The following is a 406-nucleotide window of genomic DNA, read 5'->3' as shown; positions in this document are numbered from 1 at the left end:
TGACAGCGCCGTGCGCACTGTGACCTATACTTTCCCAACTGAGGTGGCAAGTATTGCTGAATTGCGTGCAGGCATTCAGGATGGTCGCCTTTATAAACTCACAGGTGAGGCCATTGTTACTCTGAAAGTTGCCAACCGCAACCAAATCTATATTCAGGATGCCACTGGTGCCATTCTTATTGACGATGCCAACCCCAAAAAACTCACGAGCGAATACAATGTAGGTGATGGTATTGTTGGTTTAATTGGTTCAGTGGGTCACTTCCGCCAAATGATTCAAATTGCACCGGTTACTGATGCCGGAGGTGCCAATTCAACCGGTAATGTGGTTGAGCCTACAATTGTTACAATTTCTGAGTTGGGAATGGGGCATGGGGCATGATGCTCAGTTGGTTACTGTTAAAGG

Annotated in this window: 1 protein-coding gene; it reads left to right on the top strand. The window is 46.8% G+C overall.

Annotated features, from left to right (window positions below):
• Positions 1–382: hypothetical protein (locus C6366_RS19915; RefSeq protein WP_199221628.1), on the top strand; the 382-nt coding region annotated here is incomplete at its 5' end.
• Positions 383–406: the final 24 nt, after the last annotated feature.

Source organism: Desulfonatronum sp. SC1 (assembly GCF_003046795.1).
Classification (GTDB): domain Bacteria; phylum Desulfobacterota; class Desulfovibrionia; order Desulfovibrionales; family Desulfonatronaceae; genus Desulfonatronum.
The sequence above is the reverse complement of the archived record's forward strand: the minus strand, read 5'-3'. Positions and strand labels throughout refer to the sequence as shown.